The organism is Paracoccus sp. JM45, from assembly GCF_003590715.1.
Classification (GTDB): Bacteria; Pseudomonadota; Alphaproteobacteria; order Rhodobacterales; family Rhodobacteraceae; genus Paracoccus.
Window position 1 is genome coordinate 317,575 of the sequence record NZ_QQVY01000002.1, and the last position, 23,890, is coordinate 341,464.

The 23,890-nt window shown below is 62.9% G+C and carries 22 protein-coding genes and 1 tRNA gene; 8 read left to right on the forward strand and 15 right to left on the reverse strand.

What is annotated here, in order from left to right:
• Positions 1–17: 17 nt before the first annotated feature.
• A complete protein-coding gene (hslV, locus tag DWB67_RS05255; protein ID WP_119806459.1) occupies positions 18–575 on the reverse strand; it encodes an ATP-dependent protease subunit HslV in 558 nt (185 codons plus the stop codon).
• 103 nt (positions 576–678) lie between these two features.
• On the opposite strand from hslV, the gene DWB67_RS05260 reads away from it, so the two are divergent.
• Positions 679–1,581 carry a hypothetical protein gene (locus DWB67_RS05260; RefSeq protein WP_119806460.1) on the forward strand — a complete coding sequence of 301 codons (903 nt, stop codon included), beginning with the start codon at positions 679–681 and terminating at the stop codon, positions 1,579–1,581.
• A gap of 35 nt (positions 1,582–1,616) precedes the next feature.
• Here DWB67_RS05260 and trxA read toward each other — a convergent pair whose 3' ends face one another.
• From trxA to dapB, 6 genes are all read right to left on the reverse strand, one after another.
• Positions 1,617–1,937 (reverse strand): thioredoxin, encoded by a 321-nt coding sequence (trxA, locus tag DWB67_RS05265; RefSeq protein ID WP_119806461.1) that lies wholly within the window; start codon positions 1,935–1,937, stop codon positions 1,617–1,619.
• A gap of 80 nt (positions 1,938–2,017) precedes the next feature.
• Positions 2,018–5,380: a double-strand break repair helicase AddA gene (gene addA, locus DWB67_RS05270; RefSeq protein ID WP_119806462.1), complete on the reverse strand. Its 3,363-nt coding sequence runs from the start codon at positions 5,378–5,380 to the stop codon at positions 2,018–2,020.
• A complete protein-coding gene (gene addB, locus DWB67_RS05275) occupies positions 5,370–8,318 on the reverse strand; it encodes a double-strand break repair protein AddB (protein WP_119806463.1) in 2,949 nt (982 codons plus the stop codon). The genes addA and addB overlap by 11 nt, the downstream gene beginning before the upstream one ends.
• Positions 8,311–8,985 carry a nucleotidyltransferase family protein gene (locus DWB67_RS05280; protein ID WP_119806464.1) on the reverse strand — a complete coding sequence of 225 codons (675 nt, stop codon included), beginning with the start codon at positions 8,983–8,985 and terminating at the stop codon, positions 8,311–8,313. Before DWB67_RS05280 ends, addB begins: the two co-directional genes overlap by 8 nt.
• Complete coding sequence (tsaE, locus tag DWB67_RS05285) at positions 8,970–10,364, reverse strand: tRNA (adenosine(37)-N6)-threonylcarbamoyltransferase complex ATPase subunit type 1 TsaE (RefSeq protein WP_119806465.1); 1,395 nt, start codon at positions 10,362–10,364, stop codon at positions 8,970–8,972. Before tsaE ends, DWB67_RS05280 begins: the two co-directional genes overlap by 16 nt.
• A gap of 24 nt (positions 10,365–10,388) precedes the next feature.
• Positions 10,389–11,222, reverse strand: coding sequence for a 4-hydroxy-tetrahydrodipicolinate reductase (gene dapB, locus DWB67_RS05290; protein ID WP_119806466.1), 834 nt, complete (start codon positions 11,220–11,222; stop codon positions 10,389–10,391).
• Positions 11,223–11,295: 73 nt separating this feature from the next.
• On the opposite strand from dapB, the gene rbfA reads away from it, so the two are divergent.
• From rbfA to truB, 3 genes are all read left to right on the forward strand, one after another.
• The gene (gene rbfA, locus DWB67_RS05295) at positions 11,296–11,730 is read left to right on the forward strand and encodes a 30S ribosome-binding factor RbfA (RefSeq protein ID WP_119806467.1); all 435 of its coding nucleotides are present in this window, start codon (positions 11,296–11,298) and stop codon (positions 11,728–11,730) included.
• Positions 11,720–12,475, forward strand: coding sequence for a phosphodiester glycosidase family protein (locus tag DWB67_RS05300; protein ID WP_119806546.1), 756 nt, complete (start codon positions 11,720–11,722; stop codon positions 12,473–12,475). Before rbfA ends, DWB67_RS05300 begins: the two co-directional genes overlap by 11 nt.
• A gap of 69 nt (positions 12,476–12,544) precedes the next feature.
• Entirely contained in the window at positions 12,545–13,438 is an 894-nt protein-coding gene (gene truB / locus DWB67_RS05305) for a tRNA pseudouridine(55) synthase TruB (RefSeq protein ID WP_119806468.1), read from the forward strand.
• Between the two features lie 16 nt (positions 13,439–13,454).
• On the opposite strand, the gene DWB67_RS05310 is transcribed toward truB, so the two are convergent.
• The 3 genes from DWB67_RS05310 to DWB67_RS05320 form a co-directional block, all read right to left on the reverse strand.
• The gene (locus DWB67_RS05310) at positions 13,455–14,267 is read right to left on the reverse strand and encodes an NlpC/P60 family protein (RefSeq protein ID WP_119806469.1); all 813 of its coding nucleotides are present in this window, start codon (positions 14,265–14,267) and stop codon (positions 13,455–13,457) included.
• Positions 14,267–15,640, reverse strand: coding sequence for a M17 family metallopeptidase (locus DWB67_RS05315; protein ID WP_119806470.1), 1,374 nt, complete (start codon positions 15,638–15,640; stop codon positions 14,267–14,269). The genes DWB67_RS05310 and DWB67_RS05315 overlap by 1 nt, the downstream gene beginning before the upstream one ends.
• Before the next feature lie 69 nt (positions 15,641–15,709).
• Entirely contained in the window at positions 15,710–16,087 is a 378-nt protein-coding gene (locus tag DWB67_RS05320; RefSeq protein ID WP_119806471.1) for a hypothetical protein, read from the reverse strand.
• A 141-nt stretch (positions 16,088–16,228) separates the two neighbouring features.
• Here DWB67_RS05320 and DWB67_RS05325 point away from each other — a divergent pair, with 141 nt between their 5' ends.
• On the forward strand, positions 16,229–16,876 hold the full coding sequence (locus DWB67_RS05325; RefSeq protein ID WP_119806472.1) for a carbonic anhydrase: 648 nt from the start codon (positions 16,229–16,231) through the stop codon (positions 16,874–16,876).
• Positions 16,877–16,943: 67 nt separating this feature from the next.
• Here DWB67_RS05325 and DWB67_RS05330 read toward each other — a convergent pair whose 3' ends face one another.
• From DWB67_RS05330 to DWB67_RS05350, 5 genes are all read right to left on the reverse strand, one after another.
• Complete coding sequence (locus DWB67_RS05330) at positions 16,944–17,966, reverse strand: aspartate-semialdehyde dehydrogenase (RefSeq protein WP_119806473.1); 1,023 nt, start codon at positions 17,964–17,966, stop codon at positions 16,944–16,946.
• A gap of 73 nt (positions 17,967–18,039) precedes the next feature.
• Entirely contained in the window at positions 18,040–18,657 is a 618-nt protein-coding gene (locus DWB67_RS05335; RefSeq protein ID WP_119806547.1) for a glycosyltransferase family 29 protein, read from the reverse strand.
• Between the two features lie 20 nt (positions 18,658–18,677).
• Positions 18,678–19,718: a glycosyltransferase family 4 protein gene (locus DWB67_RS05340; RefSeq protein ID WP_119806474.1), complete on the reverse strand. Its 1,041-nt coding sequence runs from the start codon at positions 19,716–19,718 to the stop codon at positions 18,678–18,680.
• Entirely contained in the window at positions 19,711–20,901 is a 1,191-nt protein-coding gene (locus tag DWB67_RS05345) for an MFS transporter (protein WP_119806475.1), read from the reverse strand. The genes DWB67_RS05340 and DWB67_RS05345 overlap by 8 nt, the downstream gene beginning before the upstream one ends.
• Positions 20,902–20,965: 64 nt before the next feature.
• Positions 20,966–21,412, reverse strand: coding sequence for a hypothetical protein (locus DWB67_RS05350; protein ID WP_119806476.1), 447 nt, complete (start codon positions 21,410–21,412; stop codon positions 20,966–20,968).
• Positions 21,413–21,564: 152 nt separating this feature from the next.
• Between DWB67_RS05350 and leuB the strand changes: the two genes are divergently transcribed.
• From leuB to DWB67_RS05365, 3 genes are all read left to right on the forward strand, one after another.
• On the forward strand, positions 21,565–22,692 hold the full coding sequence (gene leuB / locus DWB67_RS05355; RefSeq protein WP_119806477.1) for a 3-isopropylmalate dehydrogenase: 1,128 nt from the start codon (positions 21,565–21,567) through the stop codon (positions 22,690–22,692).
• On the forward strand, positions 22,692–23,651 hold the full coding sequence (locus tag DWB67_RS05360) for a DMT family transporter (RefSeq protein ID WP_119806478.1): 960 nt from the start codon (positions 22,692–22,694) through the stop codon (positions 23,649–23,651). The genes leuB and DWB67_RS05360 overlap by 1 nt, the downstream gene beginning before the upstream one ends.
• Before the next feature lie 47 nt (positions 23,652–23,698).
• Positions 23,699–23,775, forward strand: a tRNA-Pro gene (locus tag DWB67_RS05365).
• The last annotated feature ends 115 nt before the right edge of the window (positions 23,776–23,890 follow it).

Consider the following 23,890-nt stretch of genomic DNA (forward strand, 5'->3'; position numbering starts at 1 on the left):
TTGGGGCGAAACGGGTCTTAGCTGTCCGCGGTTTCGACGGTCAGACGGCCATTGGTGTAAACGCAGATGTCCGAGGCAATCGCCATCGCCTTGCGGGCCACGGCTTCGGCATCCAGATCGGTTTCCAGCAGGCCACGCGCAGCCGCCAAGGCGAAATTCCCGCCCGAGCCGATGGCCGCCACGTCATGTTCGGGTTCCAGAACATCACCCGCGCCTGTCACGACCAGCAGGTCGATGCCGTCGGTGACGATCAGCATGGCTTCCAGATTGCGCAGGTATTTATCGGTGCGCCAGTCCTTGGCCAGATCCACACAAGCACGCTGCAACTGGCCGGGCGCTGCCTCCAGTTTTTTTTCCAGCCGTTCCAGCAGGGTAAAGGCGTCGGCGGTCGATCCGGCAAAGCCGACAATCACATCGCGGCCACCGGGGGACAGGCGGCGCACCTTGCGGGCGGTGCCCTTCATAACCGTCGGTCCGACGCTGACCTGACCGTCACCGGCCACAACCACCTTGCCGCCGCGGCGCACTGCCAGAATGGTGGTGCCGTGCCAGCCGGGGAATTTGTCATCTGCCATGGGGCGCTGCTCCGAAAAGATTTACGTTATGTTGCAGATATGAGCGGCCCGCCCCGCTTGCAACCCGTTGAAAATCACGCATTCGCGCCCTAGCGTGACCGATATGGGCATTGAAAAACTGCTGACCGTCTATCTGCACCAGCCGATCCTGCAAACCGCGCAGGCGGGCAAGCTGGGCTTTCTGAACCGGATGACGGCGTTGCTAAAGGCGCAAGGTTGGCAGGTCACGATCCGTCAATCGGGGGAAGCCGCGCGTGCGCAGGCCCCCGACCGGCCCGGCTATGCGCTGTTCAATATGGAAAAGCCGACCCATGACCGTGCTTTGACCTTCCGGCTGGCCTATCACTATCCCTTCTGGCGGCTGGAGCCTTTGGCCGAACGCTGGCGCTGGCCGGTGGCTTTGGCAACATTTGACGGGGCGCAGATCGATCATGCGGCGTCGCGTGATTTCGCACAAAAGCTGCGCGACCGCGTTCTGCCGGGGCCTGATCCTGTGCGGGGCGACCATGTGCTGATCCCGCTGCAAGGCCATATACGCCGCCAGCGCAGCTTCCAGTCGGCCAGCCCGCTGCAGATGGTGCGTGACGTGGCCGAAACTAGGCGGCCCTGCACTGTCACCCTGCACCCGAAAGAGGTTTACGACGATCAGGATATCGCCGCCCTGCATAAGGTCGCCAGCGCCCGTCCGAACCTGACCATTGGCGGTGATACCAAGGCCCTGCTGCGCGATTGTGCCTTTGTTGTTACACAAAACAGCGGCGTCGGGTTTGACGGGTTAATTCTGGACAAGCCAGTAGTGCTGTACGGATTGTCCGATTTCCACCATATCGCGCTGAATGTGGCACAAATGGGGGCCGATAAGGCATTGGCCCGCGCGGCGGACCACAAGCCACCGACGGCCAAATACCTTGACTGGTTCCTGCGGCAGACCGGTCTGGACATGATGGCCCCTGATGCGGATGCCCGCCTGTTGGCAGCCATGAAAAAAGGCGGCTGGCCCGTCTAAGGGGCCGCCGCCTTTCGTATTGCCTGATCAGGCGATCAGATGGATTCGTCAATCCAGCTTTTCAGCGCCGCTTTGGGGGCAGCGCCCATGCGGTTGGATACGACTTCGCCGCCTTTGAACATGAAAAGGGCCGGAATGCCGCGCACGCCCAACTGGGCCGCCTGTTCGGGGTTTTCGTCGACGTTGATCTTCACGATCTTGATCTTGCCGGCATATTCATCCGACAGTTCTTCCAGTGCGGGGCCGATCTGTTTGCAAGGGCCGCACCATTCGGCCCAGAAATCAACGATCACTGCGGTATCGGCCTGACGGACCTCGGCGTCGAATTCTGCGTCATTCACATGCACGGTTGCCATGCTCAGCTCCTATTTATTCCAGGGCCGGAGGGGACCGGCGATCGGGTTCCCCCAACAGCTAGGATCGGGGGGCGCTTTGGTCAAGGGGCGCGCATGACGCTATCTAATGCCTGATCCAGTATCGCATCAGGCAGCTCCATCATGTTTTGCGTCTGTGTCCACAGCACCGCGACCTTGACAGACCGGTCCGGCCAGATGCCCCGCAATGCCGTGCGATAGGCAGCCATCTGGCGCAAAATCCCTTCGGGCGTGGCCTCGGGCGTGTCGGGAACAGTGCTGTTGGTTTTGTAATCCACGGCCAGAACTTCCGTCGGGCTGATGACCAACCGGTCGATGATGCCGTTCAGGATACGGCCATCGGGCATGGGGGTGGTGATTGCAACCTCGGCCAGAACCTGCGTGTCGGGGGCAGGACGCAGAACCTGATCCAGCGCGGGGGCGTCGATCAGCAGCGTCACCTCGGACAGCAGGTCGTCGATTTCACCAGCATCGGCCAGACCGCCTTCGGCACCCGACAGCAGGGTACGCGACAGGCCCGCCCATGTGTCGCGCGGATAGGCGGGCAGATGTTCCAACAGCAGATGCAGCCGCGTGCCCCGCAGCATTGCGGCATCACGGTCGCCCTGCGATGGTCCGCCGATGACCTTGGCCCCGCCCAGACCGGTTGCGGTCAGGACACTGACATAATCTGCCGGATGTGGCGGCATCCGCATGGCCCAGTCGGGCGGTGCTGTCGTGACCACAGGGGCGGTTTCGGCATCGACCGCCTGTTCGGGCCAATCGCCAAAGGACAGACGCAAGCCGTCGCCCAATCCGGCCACTGGCAGTTTGCTGCGGACCAGATCGGTGCGCGTGGCCCCGTCTGCAATCATCGAATACCAGCTTTCCAAAGCATCGCCGGTATCGCCCGCCGCGGCCACGACCAGCCAGCTTTCCGCACGCGTCATCGCGACATAAAGCAGGCGGCGGCGTTCCTCGTCCTGTTTCTGGTCCCATTCGGCGACGGCCAGTGCGACGGCGTCACAGCGTTCGGTGGCAGCCCCTTTCCAGACGGGCATATCATCGACGCGCACAATCCGCTGGCGGCTGTCGGCACGGCGCTTTTGCGTTTCGGGCAGGATAACCACGGGGCTCTCCAGTCCCTTGGATCCGTGAACCGTCATCACGCGGATCAGGCCGCCCGCGCCGCTGGGCAGCTGGCGTTTGACCTGCACGTCATCGCTCTGCAGCCAGACCAGAAAACCGGTGAGCGAGGGCGTCTCGACCTCTTCATAGGCGATGGCTTGGGACAGCAGTTCGTCAATGCCGTCCTCGGCCTCGGGGCCAAGGCGGGCCAGAAGGGCGGCGCGACCGCCGTGGCGGGTCAGCAGGCGGGCGATGATGTCATAGGGGCGGACATAATCGGCACGGGCTGCCAGATCGTTCAGGATATCCAGCGTGGCCGTATGATCCGATTCCCGCAAGCGTTTCCACAGGAATTCGCCCTTTTTGCGTTGGGACAGGCGGAACAGGTCGTTTTCGGACATGCCGAACAGCGGCGACCGCAGGGCGGCGGCCAGTGACAGGTCGTCTTCGGGGGTCGCCAGAACCGAAAGGGTGGCGGTGATGTCGCGCACGGCCAGTTCTGCCGCCAGTTTCAGCCGGTCGGCACCGGCCACAGGCAGGCCGGCGACCTTCAGTTCGGCAATCAGCGATGTGAACAGATCACTGCGTCTTTGCACCAGAATCTGCACATCTCCGGCCCCGATGGCGCGCAGCTTGCCGGATTTTGCATCCAGAATGGGCGTGCCTAGCATGTCGCGGATCTGGCGGGCGACGATACGTGCCAGTTCGGTATTCGCATCGTTTTCGGCGGGCGCATCGACGGGTTGGGTCCAGTCGGGGCGGTCGGGCGTGTCGGGATCGGGCAGGGCGGGCCAGATGTCGACGCGACCGGGCAGGGTGCTGCGAAAGGCGACATGGCGGGGCGGATCGCCCAGACCCTGCGCTGCATCACCCTGAAACACCGCATCGACCAGCGACAGCACCGCGGGGGATGACCGGAAGCTGTGCGCCAGACCACGCCGCTGCATGGGTTGCTGGACAGCGTCGAAATCTTTGTCAAAGCTGTCGCGCATATCCTCGAAGACGGCGATATCGGCGCCTTGGAAGGAATAGATCGACTGTTTGGGATCACCCACCACGAACAGCGTGCGGGGGCGGTCCTGCGCGCCTTCGCCATTGGTGAATTCATCGGTCAGGCGGCGGATCACGCGCCATTGGTCGGGGCTGGTATCTTGTGCCTCATCCACCAGAATATGGTCGATGCCGCCATCCAGACGCCACAGCACCCATTGCGCCATGCTGGATTCTTCCAGCAGTTGCGCGGTGCGGTGGATCAGGTCATCGAAATCCAGCCAGCCATGGGCCGTCTTTTCCGCTGCCATACGGGTGGTAAAGGCATGGCCAAAGCGGTGCAACGCCAGCGTTTTTTCAGCGGTGGACAGGGCCAGCGCCTGCGGACGGGCCAGTTCGACGCGCACCATCAGGTCTTCGAAATCAGCCATAAAGGGCACGCAGGCTCCAAGACGCAGGTCTTTGGTGGGAATGCTGCCGGTCTTGGCGCTGAACGGAACCTTGGCGCTGCCGCCGGTCAGCAGACAGCCGCACAGGCGCCACAGATCAGCCATCGACGGATCGCGCCATCGGCCTTGGGACAGGGTGGCGGCCAGTTTGGCATCGGTGGATTTACCGGTCCGCAGAACGGGGATCAACGCGTCGAACAGATCGCCTTCGGACCCGGTAAAAACATCCGACAGCAGAGCGTCGGCGGTGACACCGCGCGGCAGGTCCAGCGCGGTCCAGATGGCATTGGCATCGGGGGGCGTCAGATAATCGCCTTCTGACAGGCCCGCCAGAAAGCCGTCCAGATTGTCGCCCGATTGCAGGCTGGTCAGATCGCGAACAGCCGGATCGTTCTTTTCGGCCATTTCATCCAGAATACGCGCACGCAGGGTGCGGGCGCTGCGATCATCCATTTCGCTGAAACCCATCGGCACGTTCGCCTCTAGGGGAAAGCGGCGCAGCAGAGCGGCGCAAAAGCTGTGGATGGTCTGGACCTTCAGCCCGCCGGGGGTTTCGATGGCACGGGCGAACAGACGCCGCGCCTCGGCCAGATCGGGGTCGCCGCCTTCACCCAGCTGCGCCAGTTCGGCCCGCAGATCGGGTTCGGGCAGCATTGCCCATTTGCCCAGACGCGACAGAAGGCGGTTCTGCATCTCGGTCGCGGCGGCTTTGGTATAGGTCAGGCACAGGATGCGTTCGGGCGCGGTGCCCGCCAGCAACAGGCGGGCCACACGATCGGTCAGCACGCGCGTTTTGCCGGACCCTGCATTGGCGGTCAGCCATGTGGTGCGGGCCGGATCGGCGGCGGCAATCTGGTTCTGCGTGGCTTCATCCATCATCGCCCACCTTTTTCGGTTCTGCGGTATCGGTCAGCGCCCATTCGCCATAACGGGCCAGATGGTCATAATCACCGGCATAGGATGTTTTTTCGGGCGCGCGCATGGCGGTAAAACCTGCCTGACCGGTCAGATAGGCGGCGATCAGTTCGACAAAGCCGTCCCATGTTTCGCCTTCGATACCGTCGCTGTGGTCACGTTCGAATGTCTTTCCTTCACCGCCCAGCTGGATATAGCGGATGGCTGTTACCTCCACCGGCCCAAGGTCGGAAAAGCCGCCACGGCGGGCCATAGCGGCCTCTAGCATTAGCTGCTTGTCGAAATGGCGGATCTGGGCATCGGTGGGCGGGCTGCCGGATTTATAGTCATAGACCACGACCTGACCGTCATTCAGCAGATCGATGCGGTCGGGTTTGGCGGTCAGGGTAAACTCCATCCCCGGCACCGACACGCGGCCACGGTTTTCAATGACCGTCGGGCTGCCTTCGCCAAGGCGGGCCAATTCGTCGGCCACGATGCGGTCGGCGATGCCTTCGATCCGTGCCGCCCAGAAGGCGCGGGCGGTGGGCCATGGCACTTCCTGTTCAAGGGTCGCATGGGTGATGGTCAGAAATTGCGCCTTCAGAACCTCGGGCGGGGTGTCGGGGGCGGGGCGGGACTTCAGCAGCGCCTCGACGATGGCATGCAGGGTCTGGCCGCGCAGCGCCGCATCCGGTTCCGAGCGTAGGGGCGGCAGAGGGCGCAGGTTCAGCACGCGCTTGGCATAGACCGCATAGGGGTCGCGGATCAGCAGCGAGATATCCGTCACCGGCAATTCGCCAAAGGGTGGCGCGGGCGGAATGGGGGATGGACGGCGCGCGGGTGCAATGGTTTCGGTCGGGCGTGCCACAGCGTCGGCCTTGGCCAGCCAGTCATTGCCACGCGCACGCATATCGGACAGCGCCTGCGGGCCGTTGCGTTCGGGCAAACCGCCCATCAGGTTCATCATCCGGTTCAACCAGCGTGAAGGGATGGTTTCCGCCTCGGCGTCGCGGCGGGCGCGGGTCAGGATGACGCGCTCGGCGGCGATCCCCTGTTGAAAGTCATGCGCCGCCAAACCGATCTGGCGTTCGGGCACCGGCAGACCAGCCGCCAGCCGCATCTGGCGCGACAGCCACGGGTCGGGGGTCAGGGGCTGCGGCCAGCCGCCTTCGTTCAGCCCCGACAGGATCACGGTGCCATTGGCATAAAGACGCGCCTCGCGCGGGCCACGGATGCGCAGACTGTGCCAAGTGGCGATATCTTCGCGCACGGCCTTGGCTTGCAATTCGGTAATCAACAGCGACCGTAGATCGCTTGGCCCGATATCGGGGCCATGATGGGCATGTTCCAGCAGATAGTCCAACACGGCGCGCGACATAGTGCCCGCTTTGTCCTGCCACAGGCGCGACGTTGCCGGATCGCCATCGGGACCCGCGGCCAATGCCTCGGCCAGTGCAATCACATCGCGCAGGCGGTCGGCCAGAGGTCGGGGACCACGGTCCAGTTCCAATGGGGTGATGCGGTCTAGAATACCGGCCAGCCAGCCAGCCCAGACCTTGCGGCTGTCATCGCCCTTGGTGGCCCAATCGGCCAATGTGTCGCTGTCGGGAAAGGCGGGGCCATGCTTACGCAACTGCAATTCCAGATCGCGGGTGTTGCGCAGGATGTCATTGCGGCCAATGACCTGCGATCCCGTGGCGGTCATCGGATGTTTCAGCAGGATCAGCAGGCGGTCAACGGTCAGCGCCTCGCCGAACAAGGATGCGATCTGGCGCAGGAACAGGCCGGGGGCGGTCAGCGACAGGGGACGGCCCGCGCTGTCATCGGGCATGATATGCCAACGGTCCAAAGCGGCGGCCACGCGGCGGATCAGCGAACTGTCGGCGGCCATCAGGGTGACGCATTCGTCGCGTTCGGCAGCATCGCGCATGACAAGGGCGATGGCTTCGGCCTCCTGGCCGGGCTGGTCGGCCTCGATCAGGGTCAGGTTTTGCGTGGCGGGGATCAGGTCGGGCAGGTCGGGACCTTCGGCAATCCATTGATCGGTCACGGGCGCGGGGCGCAGGGCCAGCGACATCAGCTTGTTCAGTTCAGGTGATGTCGGCTGGGCATCGGTCCAGCGCGTTGGATAGCCCGCATCACGAATCAACAGTGCAAACCGTGATTGCGGGTGGTCATCTGCCGCGTCGCCCAAGCTGTCCCAGACCGGTTGTGGCTGGTCGAAATCGAAACCGGGCAGGACGACGGCCCCCTGCGGCAGCGCGGCAACCGCCTGCATATACATCCGCGTCGCACCGTGGGACGCGGTCGATCCGGCGACAATCACCGGCCCGTCGGGAATGTTCAGCCCTTGCGCCCAATCGGTCAATGCAGCTTCGGCTGCGACGCGCTGGCGGGCGGCGCGGTCGCGCCATGGTTCGTCCAGATGGAATTTCGCAGCAATCGCCAGAAATCCCAATGCGTTTTGCCAGTGACGGGCGTGATCACCGGTATCGATATTTTCCAAAACCTCGAAATCCAGCCCCTCGGTCTGCATTTCGGTCATCAGCTTGGACAGAGAATCTGCCAGAGCGGGGATGGAATGTCCCGCCCCCAGTTCGGGGCGCAGTTTGACAAAGCGGTCAATCAATTGCGCCAGCTGCAGGCGGCGCGCCAAAGGGGCCTCGGGCAGTTGCGGCATCAAGACCGGCCCCGGATCGACCGAGGTGATGGTCCGCAGCTTGGGCAGCAACAATGGCCCCGCGCGGTCGAACGCCAGACGGATTTCGCCCATCGTTTGCGAGGCATTGACCAGAATGGTGACGCGGGCCAAAGCCTCGGGGGGGTGACCGGCCATGCGGGCCATCAGGCCACGGACGAATTCCTCGGCGAAATTGACACCGGGGGGCAGGGCGTAAAGGCCGCGCATGTGATCACCCATCCAGCAGCGCCTGTGCCATCGGGATGGCGGCGGGATAGCCGACATCACACCATCCGCCGTCATGGACCATGCCAAAGACGCGCCCTTTGGTGATCAGCATGTCCCACAGGATGTTCAGCGAAAAGGCCGTGTCGGTAATGTCGGCCAGTAGGTCTGGCCGGATGATCTGGGCACCGGCATAGACGTAATCGCCCTTGCGGGTCAGGCCACCGGTGGCGTCCATGCTGAAATCGCCAGCACCTTTGCGGGCTGTTGCCTGTGCGATGGGGATCAGCACCAGCAGTGCGTCCATCCGGTCGCCGTCCCATGCCGATTGCAGCGTGGCCAGCGGGTTCGGTCCGGTCCAGACGACATCGGGGTTCAGCGTCATCACCGGCCCGCGGCCCAGCAAAGGCAGCGCCTGACGCAAGCCGCCGCCGGTATCCAGAATCAGGTCAGGTTCGGGGCTGATCGCCACATCCTGTCCCGCCAGATGCGCGGCAATCTGATCGCCCAGATAATGCGTGTTCACCACCACAGGCGCACAATCTGCGTCCCGCCCCAAATCCAGCGCGCGGTCCAGCAGGGTCCGGTCCCCGACCTTGACCAGCGGCTTCGGGCAGTTGTCGGTCAGCGGGCGCATGCGTGTGCCAAGCCCCGCTGCAAAGATCATCAGGGGCAAGGGCATTTGGCGCGGGTCCTTTCGATCAGATCGGCATCAGGGGCGGGCAAGGCATTGACCTGCGCGGCCAGTTCGGCAAGCGCCGGATGTGCAAGGTTGCGTTGGATGAATTCCCAGACGCGCGGCATGAAATCCAGATAGCGCGGCTTGCCGTCCCGCAGACACAATCGGGTAAAGATCCCCATGATCCGCAGGTTCCGCTGTGCGCCCAGCAGGGCATAGGCGGCGCGAAAGCTGTGACCATCATGGCCGGTGGCGGCAAGGTAACGGTCGATGCAGGATGCCTCGATTTCGGGGGGCACATCGCGGCGGGCATCTTGCAGGGCCGATACCAGATCATAGGCCGGATGGGCGGCCACCGCGTCCTGATAATCGATCAACCCAAGGGGGGCGGACCCGCGCCAGATCAGGTTTTCGGCATGGAAGTCGCGCAAGGCAACGACGGGCGGCAGGGTTGCCAGCTGGTCATGAAGGCGGGCGATGATGGGGGCAATTTCCGCGCCACCCGTGATACCAGCCGCCTGCGGATACCATTCGGCAAACAACCCAACCTGATCGGCCAGTGCCGTCGCGTCCAGCGCGGGCATGAAATCAGGCACCGGCTGGCGGTGCAGATCGACCAGCAGATCGGTCACGCGGTCATAGACCGAGCGCGCGGCATCGGGGTCACGTTCCAGCACCCGCGCCACCAGATCATCGCCCAGATCCTGCACCAGTGCCAGACCGTTGACCTGATCCTGTGCCAGAACAGCAGGCGCACCAAAGCCGTGGTCCGTCAGCCAATTGGTCATGGTCAAAAACGCAGGCATCGCACCTGCGGGATCATCCATCAAAATCGCCGTGCCCTGTGGCCCATGCAGCCGGAAATATCGCCGCGCCGAGGCATCGCCCGCCAGCGGCATCACCCGCGCATCGCCCCAACCGGCCTGCGTGACAAAGGTCGCGCGTGCGGCCATGCGGTCGGCACCCGCGAAATCCAGATCGATCTGGCGCAGGTCGGGGTCAGGGCAATTGGCAATGGCGATCCGCAAGGGGTCGGGCGGGGTTACGTCCAGCCGGTCGGGCCATTCGATCAGGCAGATGGCGTCCTGCATGGCGTCATCCAGACCCAGCTCGAACAGCTCGGACGGGTCGGTCAGGCGATAGAGGTCGGCGTGCCAGATCTGGCTGCCCATCGGGTCGTCATAGGTCTGGACCAGCGTAAAGGTCGGGCTGGGCACATCCTCGGCCAGATCGCCTTGGCGGGCGCGGATAAAGGCGCGGGCGAAATGCGTTTTGCCCGCCCCGACAGGACCGTCCAGCAATACGGTCTGACCGGGGTGCAGATCGGCGGCCAGCATACGGGCCAGCGCGGCGGTCAGGGTTTCATCGGCGATCAGGGTCATATGTCGGCCTTTCGCAAGATTGGATTACAGCCCCAGAACGTCGTTCATATCATATTCCCCCGGACCTTTGTCCTGCCCCCAGATGGCGGCGCGGATCGCACCACGGCCAAAGATCGCACGATCGGTCGCCAGATGGCGCAGCACGACACGTTCGCCGTCGGCGGCAAAGATCACATCATGTTCGCCAACCACATCGCCGCCGCGAATGGCGGAAAAGCCGATGCTGCCGGTGTCGCGCGCGCCGGTGATGCCTTCGCGGGCAGGGGTGCGCAGGTCGTCCAGACTGGCACCGCGACCTTCGGCGGCAGCTTCGCCCAGCATCAGGGCGGTGCCGGACGGGGCATCGACCTTGTGGCGGTGATGGGCCTCGACAACCTCGATGTCCCAATCGGTTCCAAGGGCGGCGGCAACCTTGCGGGTCAGGCCGACCAGCAGGTTGACGCCAAGGCTCATGTTGCCGGCGCGGATGATGGGGGCGTGGCGGGCGGCGGCGGTCAGCTTGTCCAAGTGGTGCTGTTCCATGCCGGTGGTGCCGATCACATGCACAGCGCGGGCCTGTGCGGTCAGTTCGGCAAAGGCGACGGTCGCATCAGGGGCGGTAAAATCAATCACGGCTTGTGCCTGTGCGATGGCGGTGACGGCATCATCGGTGACGGTAATCCCCACCGCATCACGGCCCAGCACCTGGCCGACATCGCGCCCGACCCATTCATTGCCGCTGCGTTCCAGGGCCCCTGCAAGGCGGACGTCGGGGTTGTCAAGAATCAGCCGGATCAGCATCTGGCCCATGCGTCCGGACGCGCCGGTGACCACAATTCCGGGGCGTGCCGGTGCGTCTGTGTTCTCAAAATCACTCATCTGTCACCCCTGTTGGCTTTTACAGCGTCATATCCCGTTGCGGGCCGGCCCGCGACCCCCTACATCGGGGCACATGGCAGAGAACCGCAATTCCCAAGGTCGTGGCCCGTCGCAGCGTCAGTTGCGTGTGGGCGAATTGATCCGACGCACCCTATCCGACGTGCTTTTGCGCGCGGATGTGCATGACCCGGATCTTAACCGTCACTCTATCACCGTGGGCGAGGTTCGCATGTCGACCGACCTCAAGGCTGCGACAGCATATGTGCTGCCGCTTGGCGGGCGTGACGCGCAAGAGGCATTGGCCGCCCTGCGCCGTAACATCCCCGAGCTGCGCCATCTGGTGACCAAGAAGATGACGCTGAAATATGCGCCCCAGCTGATCTTCCAGCTGGACGAAACCTTCGACCGCATGGACGAAACCCGCCGTCTGTTCGAGGATGAGCGCGTCCGCCGCGATGTCGAGACACCCGATGAAGACGACATGCCCGAGGATGGCGATGACCGCTGATCTGCCCCGCCGCCTTGCGGTTGCGTTGGGGATGCTGGTCGCGTTGGCCCTGCCTGCGGGCGCGGCCACCTGTGATCGTGTCGAACATGACGGTCAGGGATATGTGCTGTGCACGGTCCCTGCATCCGAACAGGCTGATCTGCAGCTGTGGCAGAACGGGGCCGATGACAAGCCGCTGCGTAACTTCAACAATGTTCGCCGGACGTTGGGCGACGGGCAGTCGCTTGGCTTTGCGATGAATGCGGGGATGTTCCATCCCGATTATCGCCCCGTGGGCCTGCTGGTCATTGACGGTCAGGAACTGTCGCCCATTGTCACCGGTGCCAGCGACGGTAATTTCGGTCTGTTACCGAACGGTGTGTTCTGTGCGGGCGGGGACCGTCCCTTTCAGGTGATCGAAAGCCGCGCCTTTGCGGCAGCACGTCCGCAATGCCGTCTGGCAACGCAATCTGGACCGATGCTTGTGGTGGATGGTGAATTGCACCCGCGCTTTTTGGAAAACAGCGACAGCCGCTATATCCGCAACGGAGTTGGTGTGTCGCCCGACGGGCAGACCGCATGGTTCGCCATTTCCAGCCGCCCCGTGACCTTCCATGAATTTGGCCGGATGTTCCGCGACAAACTGGGCGTGCGGGATGCGCTGTATTTTGACGGTTCGGTGTCGCGGCTTTACGCGCCTTCGGTCAATCGGGCAGATTTCGGACGCAGCATCGGGCCGATTATCGGACTGGTCGAACAGAACTAAGCCCTTGGCCGGTTGACGGCGGGCACGGGCGGGGCTATGCCCCCGCCCCTTGATTTTCAGGAGTATCGGATGGCACGCAAAAAGGGCCGTGAGGTCAATGGCTGGCTGATCGTGGACAAACCCGCAGGGGTCACCTCGACCGCGGTTGTGGCAAAGGTGCGTTGGGCACTGGATGCCAAGAAGGCGGGCCATGCAGGTACGCTGGACCCCGATGCGACGGGCGTTCTGGCCGTGGCACTGGGTGAGGCGACAAAGACCGTTCCCATCATCACCGACGCGCTGAAATGCTATGATTTTCTGGTCAACTGGGGGGGCGAAACGGCCACCGACGATGCCTCGGGCGAAGTGGTCAAGACCGCCGATGCCCGTCCGACTGAAGCGCAGGTGCAGGACGCCTTGGCCACCTTCACCGGCGAAATCATGCAGATCCCGCCCGCCTATTCCGCCGTCAAGGTCGATGGCGAGCGCGCCTATGATCTGGCCCGCGAAGGCATTGAAATGGAATTGGCCGCCCGCCCCCTGTGGGTCGAAAGCCTGAAGTTGCTGGAGGCCGGTTCCGACACCGCGCGTCTGGAAATGGTGTGTGGCAAGGGCGGCTATGTCCGGTCCATCGCCCGCGATCTGGGCCGTGCCTTGGGCTGCCTTGGTCATGTCGCGCATCTGCGCCGCACATGGTCCGGCCCGTTCGAGGCCGAAAACGGTGTTGCCTTCGACAAGGTCGACCGTGAAGGTCAGGAATGGCTGGAAAGCCAGCTTTTGCCACTGGAAACAGGTCTGGCCGACCTGCCCATGGTTCGCGCCACGACCGAAGGTGCCATTCGCATTCGCAATGGCAATCCGGGCGAAGTGACCAATGGTGCCGAATGGGGCGAACTGGTCTGGGTGTCCGATGCGACCGGTCCGGTTTGCATTGGCCGCTATCAGGGCGGCATGGTCCAGCCGGAACGCGTCTTCAATCTGTAAAGCCGACCGGCGCGCGTCACCTTGGGCGGCGCGCGCCCTGAAACGGCCCGTGGCCCGCCGCATCGATGCGGGCAATCGCATCGGGGATGGATTCGCGGATCACCGCCATCTGCCATGCCGTTGCGTGGATCATCATGTCAGATGACAGCGCCACCGCCACATGCCCCGGCCAGAACAGCAGATCACCGCGCTGGATGCTGTCTGTCACCGGAAACGCATCACGTTGCAGATCGCTGTCACCGGGGCAGGAAATGCCGCATTCGGTCAGTGACAACTGCGCCAGCCCCGAACAATCAATGCCCGACCGGCTGTTACCGCCCCACAGATAGGGCGTCCCCAACAGCGTTTCCGCCACCTGCGCCGGATCGGTCGCAGGCTGGTTGCCGATATGCTGGGCGGGGATAAAGCCGCCGCCGGCCAGTTCGGCAAAGCCATCGGCAATCGCCACAACTGACAGACGCGACCCGCGCGTCAGGGACATGCGTTCGGGCTGTTTCATATTCGCGACCGGATAGACATGCGTGGCAGGGGCCGTGACGCGATGGGTTAGCGTGGGCAGGTCATAGGTCAGCGCATCTGCGCGGACCCAGCCGCAATACCGGTCCAGTCCGGACTGGATAAAGGCAAAGCCGTCCTGTTCGTCGATCACTGTCAGGTCAGTGCCAAACACCAGCTGCCTGTCGCGACGACCGTCGGGGGCAGTCAGGATATCGGTCAGCGGCACGACCAGCCGCGCAGGGCGTCCGGCGGTATAGGCGGGGCGGTCCAGCTGGCCGCGCAGGGTATCCAGCGCGACGCGGTCTGTGGCGGGGGTCAGACGGCGATCCATCAGGACAGGATCGCGGGCAGGGCGGCCAGAATGGCCCGCGATCCTTGGCCGACGCCACCCTTGGGGCGACCGGGGGCGGCGGTGGGTTGCCAGCCATAGATGTCCAGATGGGCATAGCGACCTGCGCCATCTGCAAAGCGCTTCAGGAACAGCGCTGCCGTGATCGACCCCGCCATACCGCCCGATGGCGCGTTATCCAGATCGGCGATGCCCGGTTCGATCAGACCTTCATAGGGTTCCCAGAAGGGCATGCGCCACAGCGGGTCATCGGCCTGCATCGCTGCCGATTGCAGCGCAGTGGCCGTCGCATCATCATCGCAATAAAACGGCGGCACATCCGGCCCCAAGGCCACGCGCGCAGCCCCCGTCAGCGTCGCCAGCGAGATCATCAGATCGGGGTTTTCCTCGGCCCCGTAAGTCAGGGCATCGGCCAGCACCAGACGGCCCTCGGCGTCGGTGTTGTTCACCTCGACCGACAGGCCCTTGCGGCTGGCAAGGATGTCACCGGGGCGGAAGGCATTGCCCGCGACACTGTTTTCGACCGCCGGGATCAGCACCCGCAGCCGGATGTTCGCCGCCGCACCGGTTTTTACCAGCATTTTCAATAGACCAAGCGCCGTCGCCGCCCCGCCCATATCCTTTTTCATCAATCCCATAGAGGCACCGGGCTTCAGGTTCAGCCCGCCTGTGTCATAGCAGACGCCCTTGCCGACAATGGTCAGCATCGGTCCGGTGTCACCGATACGAATGTCCAGCAGGCGCGGCTCGGTTGCCGAGGCACGACCGACGGCATGGATCAGCGGGAAATTGTTTTTCAGCAGGGCGGTGCCGGTGGTTACCTCGATCTTGCCGCCCAGATCGTTGCAAAGGGCACGGGCGGCTGCCTCCAGCTTGTCGGGGCCAAGGTCGCTGGCGGGGGTGTTGATCAGGTCGCGGGTCAGGAATTCGCCCGCTGCAATGGCCAGCATGCGGTCCATATCCACGCCCTGCGGACAGACCAGACGCGGACCCTGCGGGGCCACACCGGCATAGCGGGTAAAGCGGTACTGGCCCAGCAGCCAGCCAAGCGTCAGCTGGTCGGGGGTCAGGCCGTCGGGCTGGTTGGCCAGATGCCAGTCGCCTTTCGGCAGCGCATGGGCGCGGGCCAGCTGGAAACGGTCACGTCCGCTGGAATTGCGGTCGCCCAGACCCATCAATGCCCCGCGAACCCCGCCATCTTCGGACGGCAACAGGCAGATCTGACCGGCCTTGGCAGTAAAGCCACTGGCGTCGGGCCATGCGCCTGCCTTTGCCTCGGCGGGCAGATCCTGACCGCTCCACAGCAGCCACAGGGGGCGAGTGGTTTCGGAATCGGTGGCGAATTCGGGGGTCATGATGTGTTCCTTAGCAGATCGGCGCCAGCCTACAGATCGTGCAATTCGCTGCAACCCCAACCGCCGGTGTCACGATATGGCCGCCCGATCCCAGATAGCGGTCAGGGAAAGGTTGCCCACACGTTGCAGCCGCGCCCTGATGGCGGCCAATGCGGGCAGATCGCCCCGTTCGGCTGTGCTGCCCAGATCCATCGCCACGCCTGCCAGCGATAAAAGCCCGATCTGCCACGCCAGACGCGCCATATGTTCTGAATCGGCCACGGTTCTGGCCAGATCACCTGCGGCCAAGGCTGCTTCGGTCGTGGTCAGGATGGTGGCCAGTTGTTCCAGCGCCAGCCCGATAACATGCTGCGCTGCCGTGTCGCCAAGTTCCGCCATGATGCCAGCGATGCGCTGGCTGTCCACCCGAACCGCCTCTGATACGGTCAAACTCAGGATTTCTGCCATTCGCATCTCCGATGGGTGTTGCCCCGTTTCAGGGGGAACATGAGGGCAACCCGTGAAGAAAGCCTTGCCAGCCCGCGAAGAAAACGCTCGAATTTGTTTCAATCCGTGCCTATTACGCATGTTCAGAAAGTGAGGTTCCAGATGCACAACCTGTCTCCGTTGCCGCAATATCTGATCAAGCGCTATCAGGGGTGGAAAGCCACGGCGCATGCCGAAAACCACGCATGGTACCGCCGCCTTGCCACCGAAGGTCAGCGCCCCCGCGCGATGGTGATTTCCTGCTGTGACAGCCGCGTGCATGTCACCAGCATCTTCGGGGCTGATTCGGGCGAATTCTTTATCCACCGCAATATCGCCAATCTTGTCCCGCCCTATGCGCCCGACGGATTGCAGCACGGCACCTCGGCGGCGGTCGAATATGCCGTGGCCGCGCTGAAGGTCGCGCATCTGATCGTGGTGGGGCACACCCATTGCGGTGGCGTTGCGGGATGCCACGCCATGTGTTCGGGTCACGCCCCCGAGCTGGAAGAAAAGACCAGCTTTGTCGGTCGCTGGATGGATATCCTGCGCCCCGGCTATGATCGCGTAAAGGAACTGCCCGAGGCCGAGCAGGTCGGCGCGCTGGAACAGGAAGCGGTTCTGGTGTCCATCGAGAATTTGATGACCTTCCCCTTTGTCCGCGACGCGGTCGAGGCGGGCACGCTGTCTCTGCACGGTCTGGTCCATGACATCAGCGAAGGTACGTTGTTGCAGGCCGAGGATGCAGGCAAGAAATGGGTCCTGATCTGACGGACGCCATGAAAAAGGACGGCAAGGCTGATGCCTGCCGCCCTTCCTTATCTGTCTGAAAGGCTGATCAGCCTTTTTTCAGAATCTTGTTGCCCAGCAATTCCGCGATCTGGACGGCGTTCAGGGCCGCGCCTTTACGCAGGTTGTCGCTGACGCACCAGATGTTCAGGCCATTGTCCAGCGTGCTGTCCTGACGGATGCGGCTGATGAAGGTCGCGTAATCACCGACGCATTCGACGGGCGTGGTGTATCCGCCGTCTTCGCGCTTATCGACGACCATGATGCCGGGGGCTTCGCGCAGGATGTCGCGGGCCTCGTCCTCGTCCAGGAAATCCTCGAATTCGATGTTGATCGCTTCGGAATGGCCGACAAAGACAGGGACGCGGACGCAGGTCGCGGTGACCTTGATCGACTTGTCCATGATTTTCTTGGTTTCGGCGACCATCTTCCATTCTTCCTTGGTCGAGCCGTCTTCCATGAAGACGTCGATCTGCGGAATCACGTTAAAGGCGATCTGCTTGTGGAATTTGTTCGGGGCCACTTCCTGACCGGGGACATACATGCCCTTGGTCTGGTTCCACAATTCGTCCATGGCATCCTTGCCGCCGCCCGACACCGACTGATAGGTCGAGACGACGACACGCTTGATGCGCGCACGTTCATGCAGGGGCTGCAGCGCCACAACCATCTGCGCGGTCGAGCAGTTGGGGTTGGCGATGATGTTCTTCTTGGAATACTCGACGATGGCTTCGGGGTTCACTTCCGGAACGATCAGCGGGATATCGGGGTCATAGCGATAGAGCGAGCTGTTATCGATGACAACGCAACCGGCAGCCGCCGCGATGGGGGCGTATTTCTTGGTGGCGTCCGACCCGATGGCGAACAGCGCCATATCCCAACCGGTGAAATCGAATTGTTCGATATCCTTGATCTTGAGAGTCTTGTCGCCAAAGCTGACTTCGGTTCCCTGACTGCGACGCGATGCCAGCACGGCAATCTCGTCAATCGGGAACTGGCGCTCATCAAGGATGTTCAGCATTTCGCGGCCCACGTTTCCGGTGGCACCTGCGACGACGACTTTATAACCCATTTTCCGGGGACTCCTTCTTCTGCGGTCGCAGGGCATTTACCGCAGTTGCAGGGTTATGGAAAGGGCTTGGCCCCTAGCGCCGCAGTCGCAGGCGTGAATCGCTGTGCAGCAGATCCTCGACCCATGCGCCTTCGGCACCGAAATCATGGGGGACATCATCGGCACTGCGGCGACCCGACAGGCTGAGGCTGGCGAAAAAATCAAATCCGTAGAGCGTCAGCGATGCCAAGGGGGCCCGCAGCAACAGATCGATCATCATCGCGCCGGTGGTGGGCGGCGCGGCCAGCCGGTCGCGCAGGGCGTCGTAATCGGCCAAGGGGTGCAGATAGAACCCCGCGCCGCTGGCAGATTGCCAGTCCAGCCGCTTGCGCTTGGGCGACATCCACAGGATGCGGTCGGGGTCCAGACGTTTGCGATCCGCGTCAGGCAGGCGGGTGGCCAGCGCCAGCCAGTCGGTGCGGCTGCCATGACTGATGGGGCTTGGCATGGGCGCGCGGTTGATACGGATGACCAGATCGGCGGCGTCGATATCCGCGCCGTGCCGCGTTTCGGCCAGTGATCGCGCATTGCCGATCAGCGCGACATGCCGCCCGTCCAGATCGGCGAGCAGGTTTCCCTGCGGGATCGACATGCGGGCAATGCGACTGTCGTTGCGCAACAGTCGCGCGGCGGTGAAATCAAGCCGTGACAGGGCAGGGGCGTGGGGGTCGCTCATGATTTCGCCAGCAGGTCCTGATAGACGGCGACGATGGCACGGGCCTCGCCCTCGATCGCGTGGTTGGTGGCGACATGGGTGCGGGCGGCATGGCCTGCGGCTGCGCGGCCCGCATCATCATCCAGCCAGCGGCCAAGCGCGGCGGTCAGGGCAGGGGCGTCATCCTTGGGAACAAGACTGCCGGTTTCACCATCGCGGATCAGCGTTTCATAGGCACCGACGCGCGCAGCGACGGTAAGAACGCCGCAGGCCATCGCCTCTAGCGGAGTCAGGCCGAAGCCTTCCCACCGGGCGGGGGCTGCGAACAGGTCCAGCGCCTGATAATGCCGCACGACCTGATCCCAAGGCAATTCGCCCAAGAAACGGATCCGGTTCGAAAGGCCCGCGGCCTTGATCTGCGCCAGCAGGTCATCGGTGAAGGCGCGATTGTCCTGCGTGATGCGGCCAGTGAAGATGATCTGGGCCTTTGGGTGCTTCGGCAGCAATTCCAGCCCCGCCTGCACCAGCAGATCGACGCCCTTTTGCGCACGCACCCGCCCGAAACAGCCGATCAGCACCGCGTCAGGGTCCAGCCCCAGTTCGGCCCGCAGGGCGGCGCGGTCGGGTGCGGGGTGGAACACCTGCGTGTCGACACCGTGCAGGATCACCGTCGCGGGGCGTTCCAGATAGCTGGCCGCTTGCGGCGATGTCGCGATCAGCGCGTCCTGTTGCCGGATCAGCCAGCGGGTAAAACCGGTGTGGCTGCGCTGTGCGGCCGATGTGAACAGCAGCCGATATTTGCGGCGCAGCACGCGGCGCAGGATCAGCCCAAGCGCCATCTCCGTATTGCGCCGCGCATGCCAGACGCGCCAGCGGTCGCGGGGCAGGGTGGCCGCGCGTGTCAGCGGGATATGCGGCACGTCATCGGGCAGGCCCGGTCCGGTGGCGCGAATGGCGATCATCCCCGCCTGCACGGGGATCAGGCGGACCACGGTGGCGGTGACGCCGGACAGCCGGCGCTTCAGGTTCGGTGCCACGACCAGTGGGGTGTCATCCATTATCAGCCTCGGGCGTCAGGAAATACAGCAGGAACCCGACCACCAGCGGGATCAGGAAGAACAGCCACAGCATAGCGAATGCCTGCGCCGAGGGGTAGGCCGCCTGCGCTGCCCCGAAAACCGGCCGCGAGGCAAACTGCATCACCCCCGCCCCGCCAATTGAAAACATATTGAGGAAGGTCACCCCGCGCCCGACAAGATGTTGTGGCAGAAAGGACTTTCCATGCGCCATCAGCAAAGGATAGCCGGACCCGAAAAATCCCAAGGTCATCAGCTGGATCACCGCCCAGAACGATCCCAGCCCGGGGGCCAGCCACATGGTCAGCAGGGCTGCGATCATCATGCAGGTGAAAACCATCATTGCCCGCCGCGCCCCGCCCAGCAACCTTGTCGCAGGACCGGCGCAAAAACTGCCCGCCACCATCGCTAATCCCATAGCCAGCGTATAGCGACCGATCTGTGTGGCATCGGCGTGGTGGACCTGCTCCAGCCACGGCCCCGCCCACAGCCCGCGAATGGCCGCAGCCACGGCATAGTTCACAGCAAACAACGGCAGAATAAACCACAGCGCCCGCAGGCGGACGATCTGCCCCAGTGAACCCCGCGGCTGATCGTTCCCCAGGCGTGCAGGGTCGCGCACCTGCGCCAGTATCAGCCCAGCTGCGAACAGGGTCACCACGACCAATCCCCAAAGGGTGGGCCGCCAGTCGAATGTCTGGACAATCCAGACCAACGGTGCCGCGCCCAGAATATTGCCAAGCGACCCGAAGCCTACCAGCATTCCCGCCAGTGTCCCGAAAGCCGACGCAGGATATTCGCGGGCGAAGATGTAATAGGGGCCCATCAGGGCGGGCGAACAGCCGACACCCAGCATCGTCATGGCAAGATGCAAATGCCAAGGCGCTGCGGCCAGTGCAAAGACAGCTGCGCCACCCGCCCCGCCAACCGCCAGTAAAACCCCGACGGTGCGCCGCGGGCCCCAGCGGTCAAGCGCGGTTCCGACCGGCAGTTGCATGGCAGCGAATGCCAGAAACCATAGTCCTGACGACAGGGCCAGATCACCTGCCGTGGCACCCAGTTCCTGCCGCAGGGTGGGGGCAAGCACCGCCAGAAATGCCCGATAGAACTGGCTGAGCATATAGCCCAACACCAGACTGATAAGCCCCGCTGAAAATGCCGGCATGTGATCCTCCGTTCCCCGAAGGCAGGCTGTGGCATCGCAGCGGCGTCCGCAAGTCAGGACAAACCTAGTTTGCGGCAGGCATCTGTTCGGCAGGTTTGGTGTCGCCGCCCATCGCGATCAGGCGATCGACAGTGCCCTGCACATCTGGACCAAGGGTCTGGCAGGCGTCGGCATCCTCCATCACGCTGAAAGCGGGGCGGAAATATTCGCGGTCATAGGTGATGGGATCCAGCCCCAGCTTTGCCGTCAATGAATCGGTCGTGCCTGTCATCAGCTGCCATGCGCCATCGCTGACATCATATTCCGGACAGTTCGAGGTGATGACATTGGCCTGCGCCAGTTCACGGGCCAGATCCTTGGCCTGCGCGTCATCCAGCCCCGAAATATCGGGCAAAGGCACAACCAGCCTGTCGCCTGGAACCCCGTCGGCCCCTTGTGCCCATGCCGTCGCACCCAGCAGGATCGTTCCTGCCGTTACCGTTGCGGTGATGATGACATTCCAGCTTTTCATCGCAATTTCCCATCGGTCACTTTGCAGATAGCGTGGGCGAGGCTATGCGCATCTGCAAGGCAACTCACCGTGATCGCCCTCGTGATCTTGACCATGCGACAGGGCACGTCTAACCCCGAAGGCACGCCGTGCCTGGCGTCAATGGAGGGATCATGTCGGACCAATACTCGCTTCTTATCTTGCCCGGTGACGGGATCGGCCCCGAAGTCATGGCCGAAGTCGTCAAAGTGATCGGGTGGTTTGAAACCCATCGCGGGATGAAGTTCGATGTCAGCCACGATCTTGTCGGCGGTGCCGCCTATGACGCGCATGGCGCGCCGTTGTCGGATGCAACCATGGCCAGGGCCCAATCTGTCGATGCGGTGATGCTGGGCGCTGTTGGCGGCCCGAAATACGATGTGCTGGATTTCAGCGTCAAACCCGAACGCGGCCTGTTGCGCCTGCGTAAGGAAATGGACCTGTTCGCCAACCTGCGCCCTGCACAATGCTTTGACGCGCTGGCCGATTTTTCCAGCCTCAAGCGCGAAGTGGTGGCCGGTCTGGATATCCTGATCGTGCGTGAACTGACCAGCGGTGTCTATTTCGGCGAACCGCGCGGCATCCATTCCGATGATAACAACCCTGAAAACGAAGGCGGCCGCGTCGGCATCAACACCCAACGCTATACCAGCGGCGAAATCCGTCGCGTGGCCCGTTCGGCATTCGAACTGGCCCGCCGCCGCACCAATAAGGTCTGCTCGATGGAGAAGGCCAACGTCATGGAATCAGGCATCCTTTGGCGCGAGGAGGTCCAGTGGGTCCACGACAACGAATACCCCGATGTCGAACTGACCCATATGTATGCCGATAACGGCGCGATGCAGCTGGTCCGTCGTCCGCAGCAATTCGACGTCATCGTCACTGACAACCTGTTCGGTGACATCCTGTCGGACGCTGCCGCAATGCTGACCGGCAGCCTTGGCATGCTGCCTTCGGCCAGCCTTGGCGCGAAAATGGCCAATGGTCGCCCGAAGGCCATGTACGAGCCCGTCCATGGATCTGCCCCCGATATTGCCGGTCAGGGCAAGGCCAACCCGATTGCCTGTATTTTAAGCTTTGCGATGGCTTTGCGCTATAGCTTCGACGAAGGCGACGCTGCGGCGGAACTGGAACGCGCTGTCGAGCATGTCTTAGCTGATGGAATACGCACGGCGGACCTGATGGGTCCCGAAGGCGGCACGCCGGTTACGACGGCGCAAATGGGTGATTACATCATCAAGGCTTTGTCACAGGAGAGTTAATGGCACTTTCAGGGAACGTAAAAGGAGCCCTGCTGCAGCTTGCAGCTATGGGGATCTATGCAACGCATGACGTGGTCATCAAAACGCTTGGGGAAACCTATCCGGCGCTTCAGATCCTGTTTTTCGCATCCCTTTTATCCTTCCCGCTGGTGTCCCTAATTCTGATGAGCGACCCCCAGCCCGGCACATTGCGTCCCAGTAATCCGGGCTGGGTGATCCTGCGAACAATCTGCGCGGTCATTTCGGGGATGGCAGGCTTTTATGCCTTTTCGAACCTGCCCCTGACACAGGTCTATGCGATCCTGTTCACCACGCCTTTGCTGATCACATTGCTCTCTATTCCGTTGTTGGGGGAACGTGTCGGTATCCACAGGCTGGCCGCCGTTGTCGTCGGCCTTTCGGGCGTCATGATCGTGCTGCGTCCGGGCACGCAGGAACTGCAACTGGGCCATCTGGCTGCCATGTGCAGTGCATGTGCCGGTGCAATTGCTGCTGTTATCATCCGCCGCCTTGGCCGTCGTGAACGCCCGATGGTGCTGATGATGTGGCCAATGCTGGGCAATTTCATGGCCACCGGTGCCGCGTTGACCATCAGCTATGAACCCATGCAGCTGATCCATTTCGGCATGACGGGCATCATTGCCAGCCTTGGCCTGATCGCCAGCTTTCTGGTCATCATCGCCTATCGTGCCGGAGAGGCAGCCATCGTCGCCCCCATGCAGTATTCGCAGATCCTCTGGGCCACCGGCTATGGCTGGTTCCTGTTCGGTGAAAGCCTTGATATGCCGACCCTTATAGGTGCCAGCGTGATTATCGGATCGGGCATCTATATCGTCGTGCGCGAAGCCCGCGGAGGCGTATCCACCAATCGCCCCGTCACATCATCCCGCATGCGCAGTGAAACCGTCACCGCCCCCAAATCGACAATCATGCAAAGAATGTGGCCCCATCGCCGCTGAATCCGGCTTGCATCCCACCGTTTAGGGGTTTATTTCGCCCCTACGGTCGGAGCGTAGCGCAGCCTGGTAGCGCACCTGCTTCGGGAGCAGGGGGTCGGAGGTTCGAATCCTCTCGCTCCGACCATTTTCCCGATTGTAATTCGTCACTATAGTTGTCCTTTTTCGACAACTATTCTTCCTTTTTCGCCAGTTTGAGTTTCCTCAACCGGCCTGAAGACCTCTTTTGCATACAAGGCTGA